Genomic DNA, 8,609 nt, shown 5'->3' with positions numbered 1-8,609 from the left:
CCGCCTTGTGGATATGGCCGCATACCACGCCATCCAGCCCGCGTGATTTGGCTTCGCGTGCCACTGCTTCTTCGAACTGGCTCAGGTAATTGACCGCTTTTTTGACCTTGTGCTTGAGAAATTGCGATAGCGACCAATAGCCCAGGCCGAATTTGGCGCGGATATGGTTGAACCAACGATTGAGCTGCAGGGTGAACATATAGGCCTGGTCGCCGACAATGGCCAGCCAGCGCGCGCACTGGATCACGCCGTCGAACAGGTCGCCGTGCAGGACCAGCAGGCGGCGGCCATCGGCGGTGGTGTGCACCACCTCGTCCTGGATATCGATGCCACCGAAGGCCAGGCCGATGAATTGGCGCACCACTTCATCATGATTGCCGGCGATATACACCACATGGGTGCCTTTGCGCGCCTTGCGCAGGATCTTCTGCACCACATCGTTATGCGTCTGGTTCCAGTACCAGCCACGTTTGAGCGCCCAGCCGTCGATGATGTCGCCGACCAGGTAGAGATGGTCCGACTCATTGTGCTTGAGAAAATCCAGCAGATAGCCAGCCTGGCAGCCTGCAGTGCCAAGATGCACATCCGAGATCCAGATCGCACGATAGTGGTGTTGGGCAAGGTCGCTCACGGGTGCCGAGTATCGGTGCGGCGCATGACGTGTTCGCGACATTCAGATTGCGCAATGATGACGTAAGCCAAGAAAACTGCCGGCGCCGAGCTGTTGCAATCCTGCCGCAGCAGGGTGCACAGCACTGAGCTGTAGCAATGGTGCGCCTTGCGAGAGATTGCTGCGCTGCAACCTTGTGGCGATGCCACCACGGCGGCACATGCATCAATCGAGCAATAGCTCGAATTTTCGGACTGGCTGTGTGCCCTTCCCTAAAATTGGCGCAAAAGCGTCATGGGTGGAGCAAGGCAATGTATGACTATGTGATCGTTGGTGGCGGTTCGGCTGGCTGTGTGCTGGCCAGCCGGCTGAGTGAAGATCCGGCAGTGACGGTATGCCTTCTGGAGGCGGGGCCGCCGGATCGTCACCCGCTGATCCATATGCCACTGGGAATTTTGTGGATGATGCGCAGCAAGGTGCTCAACTGGAATTTCCATACCGAGCCCGAGGCGCAATTGAACAAGCGCAAGCTGTTCTGGCCGCGCGGCCGCACCCTGGGCGGTAGCAGCTCTTCCAATGCCATGTGCTATACGCGCGGCCATGCAGCGGATTACGACAGCTGGGCCGCGCAAGGCAATGCCGGATGGAGCTACCAGGCCTTGCTGCCGTACTTCAAGCGCTCGCAGCACCAGGAACGTGGCGCTTCTGCGTATCACGGCACCGGCGGCCCGCTCAATGTGATGGATGCCCGCTCCTTGTCACCCTTGTCGCCGGTATTCGTGAAAGCGGCGGTGGCAGCCGGCTTTACCGAGAGCCATGACTTCAATGGTGCAGAGCAGGAAGGGGTTGGCTACTACCAGCTGACGCAGAAAGACGGGCGGCGCTGCAGTGTGGCCAAGGGTTATCTCGGCCATGCCAAGGGGCGCAGCAATCTGACCATCATTACCGATGCCCATGCCACCCGTGTCGTGTTCGATGGCAAACGCGCAGTCGGCGTGCAATACCGCTGCAAAGGCAAAACATGCCAGGTAGCGGCGCGCCGCGAAGTGCTGCTGTCGGCAGGCGCCATCCAGAGTCCGCAGCTCTTGCTGCTGTCGGGCGTGGGCGAAGCCGGCCAGTTGCAGCGCTTCGGTATTCCGCTGGTGCATGAACTGCCGGGAGTGGGCAAGAACCTGCAGGATCACCTCGATGTGATCATCGTCGATAGCTGCACCAAGCCGCTGTCTTATGGCATCACCCCGAAGAACCTGCTGCTGGGCTTGCCCAATCTGCTGCGCTATCTGTTTGCGCGAAACGGCATGCTCACTACCAATGGCGCCGAAGCGGGCGGCTTTATCAAGAGCGATCCGGCCGAGCCGATTCCCGATCTGCAGTTGCATTTCACTCCGGGCCGTTTGCGCGATCATGGGCGCGACCTGAAATTCCTCATTGGTGAAGGCTACTCGCTGCATGTGTGCCAGCTGCGCCCGAAAAGCGTTGGTGAAATCACCCTGGCCAGTGCCGACCCGATGGCCAAGCCGGCCATTCACGCCAATTACCTGAGCCACCCCGATGATATGGCGGCGATGGTGAAGGGGGTGCGGCTGGCGCGCAAGGTGCTGGCGGCGGCGCCATTTGATGCGTATCGCGGCGAGGAGTTGGTGCCGGGCAAGGCGGTCAGCGACGACGAGGCGCAGATTCGCGAATTCATCCGCGCCAAGGCCGAGACCATTTATCACCCGGTGGGTACCTGCAAGATGGGCAGCGGCCCGATGGCGGTGGTGGATGCCGAATTGCGCGTGCATGGCCTGGAAGGCCTGCGCGTGGTCGATGCCTCGATCATGCCGACCCTGATCGGCGGCAATACCAATGCACCGACGGTGGCCATTGCCGAGAAAGCGGTTGACCTGATTCGCGCCGCGCACGAAACAAGCGCTGCTGCCAGTGCCCAGCCGGTCAAAGCCGTGCTGACGCCCGCCTGAACGCAGCACGGGGCCGATCGACCCCGTGCTGGCATGCATCATTTGCCGGGGCATCCGGCCTGCGCGCTGCGCTTATTTTTCCTTGTAGCTGCCATCCTTGAGCTTGGGCCAGTTTTCGTCGGCATCCTTCACATAGCCCTTGATGTCCTTGCTCCACTTCTTCAGCACGGCCTGGCTCAGGTTCAGATACAGCTTGTTGTTGACCACCTTGAAGGCCGCCGGGTCGGTCTCGGGCGTATAGCCCTGTGCCACGCCGTAGGCGCAATAACCACCGTATTGCGGCGCATATTTCTCCGGGTTGGCTTCAAACGCCTTCAAATTGGCCTCATTGGCGAAATGCCATTCGGCATCCTGCCATTTGCTGGTGAACTGCTTGTCGCCTTTTACCGGCTTGTGCTGGGTGAAATAGGCTACAGGGTCATAGCCACGGATGGCGCCGTCTTCGGTCTGGAACACCGGCTGGATGGCCAGTGCCGCCAGCGAGAAAACCGACAGGGCAAGGGCGGCAAGATGATGGGGGCGAGGCAGCTGCATGGAGGTCTCCTGGGTGGGTGAGATGGCGATACAGGGGATGAGTCGTGCCGCAGCGCCGGTTTCTTACATATCGACCGATAGCTTGGTCTTGGCCAGGCATATTCGGCCGATTTACGCGCAGTGTTGCAAATACAACTCATTGATCTGCAATGGAAATGAAATTTCCGGCCAGTTTTTGCAATGAGCGATGTAAGAAAAACGCGGCTCGATATACTCATACAGCGAAGCCGATATAACGGTTTCGCCTATTCACCTTTCCCCCCTTAGGAGTTTTGCCATGTCCTTGTCGAAGTCGCTGAAGAAGGTTGTTGGTGCATCGGTCATCGCTGCAGCTGCCATTGCAGCCGCACCGGCTCACGCAGGTTGCTGCGCTGCCGCCAAGACCGAAAAGAAGGCCTGCTGTGCCGGCAAGAAGTGCCATGCCAAAAAATGCCACGCCAAGAAGTGCCACGCCAAGAAGGCTTGCTGTGCAGCGAAGAAGGGCTGCTGCGCCGCCAAGAAGGGTTGCTGCGCTGCCAAGAAGTAAGCGCCTGCGCTAGCATTACCGGCCGGACGGGCCTTCCCGCCCGGCTTTTTCTCGCAATAGATTGCGCCATGAATGCATCTGTAAACCTGACTCCCTTGCCGTTTGAAGTGGCCGCGCCTGCCTGGACGCAGCTCGATCGCGCGCAGCTCAAGCCCTGCTGGAAGGCCGCCGGCAAGCTGGTCGAGCAGCTGAGCAAGCTCGGTGATGCCGGCAGTCAGGCGGTGCAGGCCACCATAGGCGATGCCTGCTTTGTCGAGTGGGACCACTACCCGGATGACGATGTCAGCGACAAGCGTCATGCCTCGCAATACTTCTACCATGCCCACCCCGGCCTGCAGCGGCCATTCAGCGAGCATGGGCATTTTCATCTGTTCATCCACGCCGAAAAACTGGGCCTCGCCCGGGTGCGCGATGGCCGCCGGCCAGCGCCGGCGCATCTGTTTGCCGTATCGATGAATGCGCAGGGCTTGCCGCAAGGCCTGTTTACCGTCAATCGCTGGGTCACCAAGGGGCCGTGGCTTGCAGCCCGGCAGGTACTGACCGCGCTAGACCAGTTCAATATCAAGGGGCGCGAAGGCGTGCCCGAGGTCAATGCCTTTCTGGTGGCGCTGTGCCGCTTGTATCGGCCGCAGCTGGTGCAGCTGCTGGCCGCGCGCGATGCGGCGCTCGCCACCCACGGCGCGGGTCGTGACCGCCGCACCGTATTCGCCGACCCGAATATCGAGGTGCTGAGTTTCTGCCCGATTGACCTGGTCGCCGATATCGAGGCGCTGGAAGCTTTGCTCGGCTAGCGCGTCAGCCACGGCGGGTGCGATGACTGACGTATAAAGCCCGATCCGGATGTGCCAGGGCGGGCAGTGGGCATGATGCAGTTTGTGCCCACGCCGGCGGCAAAGCGCGGATAATCCGGCGGCTTTGTTGTACTGACACGACCCCAACCAGAAGATCGCCATGTCCGCCCTGCAAGACTTCCAGAACCGCCTCGCCAAAAATCATAAACACTTCGCCAAGTGGGCCAAACGCGCCAATACCGAGGCCTATCGCATTTATGATCGCGATATTCCGCAATACCCGGTTGCGGTCGATGTGTATGGCGGTCGGGCGCATATCGCCGAATACGATACCGGCTGGCAGCAAAGCGACGAGGAACACGCGGCCTGGGCGGACGAGGTCAAGGCTACGGTGGCCGAGGTATTGGGTATGGCGCCCAAGACCATTGCATTCAAGATTCGGCGCCGGCAGAAGGATGATTTCCAGTACGGCCGCACCGGCCATCACAGCGCCGATTTCACTGTGAGCGAGCAGGGGCGGCGCTTCTGGGTGAATCTGGATGAATACCTCGATACCGGACTGTTTCTTGACCATCGCCCTACCCGCAAACGGGTAGGCGAGGAGGCAGCCGGCAAGCGCTTTCTGAACCTGTTTGCCTATACCGGCAGCTTTACCGTGTATGCCGCCACCGGCGGCGCGCCGGAATCGGTCACGGTGGATTTGAGCAATACCTATCTGGAGTGGGCCAAGCGCAATTTCGAGCTCAATGGCATGGATCTGCAGCGCCATCAACTGGTGCGCGCCGATGTGTTCCGCTACCTGGAAACTGCTATCGACGAAGGCCAGCTGTTCGATCTGATCGTGATGGACCCGCCGAGCTTTTCCAATTCGGCCAAGATGCAGGACTTTCTCGACATACAGCGTGACCAGGTGAAACTGGTGCAGTCCTGCCTAAAGCTGTTGATGCCGGGCGGGGTGCTGTATTTCAGCAATAATCTGCGCGGCTTTACCCTGGACGCTTCGCTCCAGGGCCTGTGCCGCGATATCTCGGCGCAGTCGGTGCCGGAAGACTTCCGCAATCGCAAGATCCATCAGTGCTTTAGGTTTGAGGTGGTTTGAGGCGGCGTTGAATCCAAAGTCAAAGGCTTCAACGCAAAGGCGCAGAGGGACGCAGAGGAAAACCAAAGGAGAAAAAGCAGAAGCATGAACGCGTCCATGGTGGGGAATCTTGTTGGCCTGAAATGGGATTCTCGTTATTTGCCTTTGTCTGCGTCTCTCCGCGTTCTCTGCGCCTTTGCGTTGAACGATGTGAATCCATCCTGGCCACCCATCTGACCAGACAACGCATCCGTCATGCAGCGCAGCCTGGGCTGCCGATCCGGCTATAATCGGCAATCTTGCGCCGGCGATTCGTGCCGGCCGATCAAGGAACTCCCGCCATGCATGTCAAACCAGAACGCCAGCAAAGCCGCCGCGCCGAACTCAATCAACGCTTGCCAGCCGGGCTGCTGATCCTGCCTACCGCCCGCAGCAAGAATCGCAGCAATGACAGCGACTTTCCGTTTCGTTTCGATAGCGGCTTTTACTACCTGACCGGTTTTCCCGAGCCGGAGGCCGTGCTGGTGCAGGTGCTGGGTGATGCGCCCAAGTCCATTCTGTTCTGCCAGCCCAAGAACGAGCTGCGCGAAATCTGGGAAGGTTTTCTGTTTGGCCCCGATGCCGCACGCGAGCAGTTCGGCTTTGACGAGGCTTACCCGATTGAGCAGCTCGACGACAAGCTGGTCGAGCTGATCGCCGATCAGCCGCGCCTGTATTTTCCGATCGGCTACGACGAAAAATGGGACCGGCGTATTCTTGGCTGGGTGGACCGGGTCAAGGCGCGCGCCAAGACCGGCGTGACTGCACCGTCGGAATTTGTCGATGCGCGCATGGCCATCGATGAGATGCGCCTGCATAAGGATGAGGACGAAATCGCCATCATGCGCGAAGCGGGTCGCATCTCCAGCGAAGCGCATATCCGCGCCATGCAGACCGCCCGCGCCGGCCAGTTTGAATACGAGGTGGAAGCCGAGCTGCTCTACCACTTCTATAAAAACGGCTCGCGCTACCCGGCCTATAGCAGCATTGTCGCCAGTGGCGCCAATGCCACCTGCCTGCATTACCAGGAAAACAACCGCAAGATGGCGCAGGGCGACCTGCTGCTGATCGATGCCGGCTGCGAGTTGCATGGCTATGCGGCCGATATCACCCGTACCTTTCCCATCGGCGGCAAGTTCAGCGGCCCGCAAAAGGATATCTACCAGCTGGTGCTGGCCGCGATGCAGGCCGGCTTCGAGCAGGTCAAGCCCGGCATCCGCCGCATTGCCTACCACGATGCTGCGGTGCGTACCCTGACCCAGGGCCTGGTCGATCTCGGCATTCTCAAGGGCACCGTCGACGGCTTGATCGAAACCGAGGCCTACAAGCAGTTTTACATGCATGGCACCGGCCACTGGCTGGGGCTGGATGTGCACGATGTCGGCGAATACCGCATGGATGGCGAATCGCGCCTGTTGGCCCCCGGCATGGCGTTGACGGTGGAGCCGGGCCTGTATTTCCGCCCGCTGCTGGCCGATTCACCAGCCCACTATGTGCAGGTGCCCGAGCAGTTCCTGCATATCGGTGTGCGCATCGAAGACGACCTGATCGTGACCGGGTCGGGCCATGAGAATCTGACGGCGCTGGCGCCCAAGACGGTGGCCGATATCGAAGCGACCATGGCGGGGTAGGGCAGATGCCGGCAACTGCGATTCCAGCCCATGTGGATGTGTTGATCGTCGGCGGTGGCCCGGTGGGTGGCGCGCTGGCGCTTACGCTAGCCGATACCGGCCTGATCATTGCGCTGGTGGAAGCCAAGCCCGAGCCGGTCGGCGACGCGCGCGCCCTGGCTTTGTCGCACGCCAGCCGCGAGGCGCTGGCGCCACTGGGTGTCTGGCCGGCGCAGGCCGCCACCGCCATCCACACCGTGCATGTCTCGCAGCAACACACTTTTGGCCGGGTAAAGCTCAGCCATGAAGATCTCGACCTTCCGGCGCTCGGCTATGTGATGCCCTATGCCGCCCTCGCTCGCGCCATGCACCAGCAGTTGTTGGCCAACCCACGCATTCATTACCTGCCGGCAACACGGGTCGGCGCACTGAAGCTGCTCGATGGCTATGCCGCCGCCACCTTGCAGCGCGAGGGCAGCGAACTGCTGCTGACCGCGAGCTTGGCGGTACTGGCCGAAGGCGGCAAATTGCTGGCGTCTGCCGGCATTGCCCAGGACGAACATGACTACGCCCAGCATGCGCTGGTGGCGGAAGTCACCGTAGCCAGCCCGCATAAGGGTCGCGCCTTCGAGCGGTTTGCCTGTGATGGCCCGATTGCCCTGCTGCCGATCGATGGCGAGCATGGCTGCCGCTATGCCGCAGTGTGGACGCGTCCAAGTCAGGACCCGTTGCAAGCCGCAAGTCTCCCAGATGTGGATTTCCTGCACGAATTGCAGGCCAGGGTCGGCCAGCGCGCCGGCTTGCTGACAGCGGTCGGTGCCCGTGCATCCTTCCCTTTGCGGCTGAAGTGGGCCGGCGCCCATCATGCGCGGCGCTTGGCGGTAGTGGGCAATGCGGCGCAGACCCTGCACCCGGTGGCCGGCCAGGGCTTCAATCTGGGCCTGCGTGATGCATTGGCCTTGGCTCGCCTGATCAAGGCTACGCCAACCGCGGATCTGGGCGGCCCGGCCATGCTGGCGCGCTATGCCAGCCTGCGCCGCCGCGACAGCCTCGCTACGGTAGGCTTCACCGATGGCCTGATCCGCCTGTTCGGACTGAACCTGCCGCCGCTCAAGCGGGCGCGCAGCTATGGCATGTTGGCACTCGATAGTCTCAAGCCTTTGCGCCGTGGTTTTGCCCGGCGCATGGTGTTTGGCACCCCATGACAGCTGATTTTGAACTTCTGCTATCCGGCTCCGCCGCGATCGCTGATTGCCAGGGTGAATCTGCCTGCATGCCGTCGTGGCAGGCAGGCCGAAAGCGCTTGGGCGCTCGCATTGGGAAGCATGGTTGATGGATGCAATGGCTACACAGGAATTCGATATCGCCATTGTCGGCGGCGGACTGGTCGGTGCCAGCCTGGCGCTGGCGCTGGCGCCGCACTGGCGCGTGGCCCTGATCGAGCGCCATGCGCCGAAAGC

The 8,609-nt window shown here is 61.1% G+C and carries 9 protein-coding genes; 7 read left to right on the top strand and 2 right to left on the bottom strand.

Features of this window, described 5'->3' with window-relative positions; genetic code table 11:
* A partial coding sequence (locus tag ACE3OH_RS15715) for a UDP-2,3-diacylglucosamine diphosphatase (protein ID WP_374354973.1) occupies window positions 1-631 on the bottom strand: 631 nt, incomplete at its 3' end.
* A 290-nt stretch (window positions 632-921) separates the two neighbouring features.
* On the opposite strand from ACE3OH_RS15715, the gene ACE3OH_RS15710 reads away from it, so the two are divergent.
* Window positions 922-2,571, top strand: a complete 1,650-nt coding sequence (locus ACE3OH_RS15710) for a GMC family oxidoreductase (protein ID WP_374354970.1) — start codon at window positions 922-924, stop codon at window positions 2,569-2,571.
* A gap of 72 nt (window positions 2,572-2,643) precedes the next feature.
* Here ACE3OH_RS15710 and ACE3OH_RS15705 read toward each other — a convergent pair whose 3' ends face one another.
* Complete coding sequence (locus tag ACE3OH_RS15705; protein ID WP_374354967.1) at window positions 2,644-3,105, bottom strand: YHS domain-containing (seleno)protein; 462 nt, start codon at window positions 3,103-3,105, stop codon at window positions 2,644-2,646.
* Window positions 3,106-3,382: 277 nt separating this feature from the next.
* Here ACE3OH_RS15705 and ACE3OH_RS15700 point away from each other — a divergent pair, with 277 nt between their 5' ends.
* The 6 genes from ACE3OH_RS15700 to ACE3OH_RS15675 all read left to right on the top strand — a co-directional run.
* On the top strand, window positions 3,383-3,631 hold the full coding sequence (locus ACE3OH_RS15700) for a hypothetical protein (RefSeq protein ID WP_374354964.1): 249 nt from the start codon (window positions 3,383-3,385) through the stop codon (window positions 3,629-3,631).
* A gap of 68 nt (window positions 3,632-3,699) precedes the next feature.
* Window positions 3,700-4,422, top strand: a complete 723-nt coding sequence (locus tag ACE3OH_RS15695) for a hypothetical protein (protein ID WP_374354961.1) — start codon at window positions 3,700-3,702, stop codon at window positions 4,420-4,422.
* Window positions 4,423-4,582: 160 nt separating this feature from the next.
* Window positions 4,583-5,521, top strand: coding sequence for a class I SAM-dependent methyltransferase (locus ACE3OH_RS15690; protein WP_374354958.1), 939 nt, complete (start codon window positions 4,583-4,585; stop codon window positions 5,519-5,521).
* Between the two features lie 320 nt (window positions 5,522-5,841).
* Window positions 5,842-7,170: an aminopeptidase P N-terminal domain-containing protein gene (locus tag ACE3OH_RS15685; RefSeq protein WP_374354955.1), complete on the top strand. Its 1,329-nt coding sequence runs from the start codon at window positions 5,842-5,844 to the stop codon at window positions 7,168-7,170.
* Window positions 7,171-7,175: 5 nt separating this feature from the next.
* Window positions 7,176-8,354: an FAD-dependent monooxygenase gene (locus ACE3OH_RS15680; RefSeq protein WP_374354952.1), complete on the top strand. Its 1,179-nt coding sequence runs from the start codon at window positions 7,176-7,178 to the stop codon at window positions 8,352-8,354.
* 127 nt (window positions 8,355-8,481) lie between these two features.
* The coding region (locus ACE3OH_RS15675; RefSeq protein WP_374354975.1) for an FAD-dependent oxidoreductase at window positions 8,482-8,609 on the top strand (128 nt) is incomplete at its 3' end.

This window comes from Chitinimonas sp., from assembly GCF_041904975.1.
Lineage (GTDB): Bacteria > Pseudomonadota > Gammaproteobacteria > Burkholderiales > Chitinimonadaceae > Chitinimonas.
This window is presented reverse-complemented; position numbering and strand designations above follow the sequence as displayed.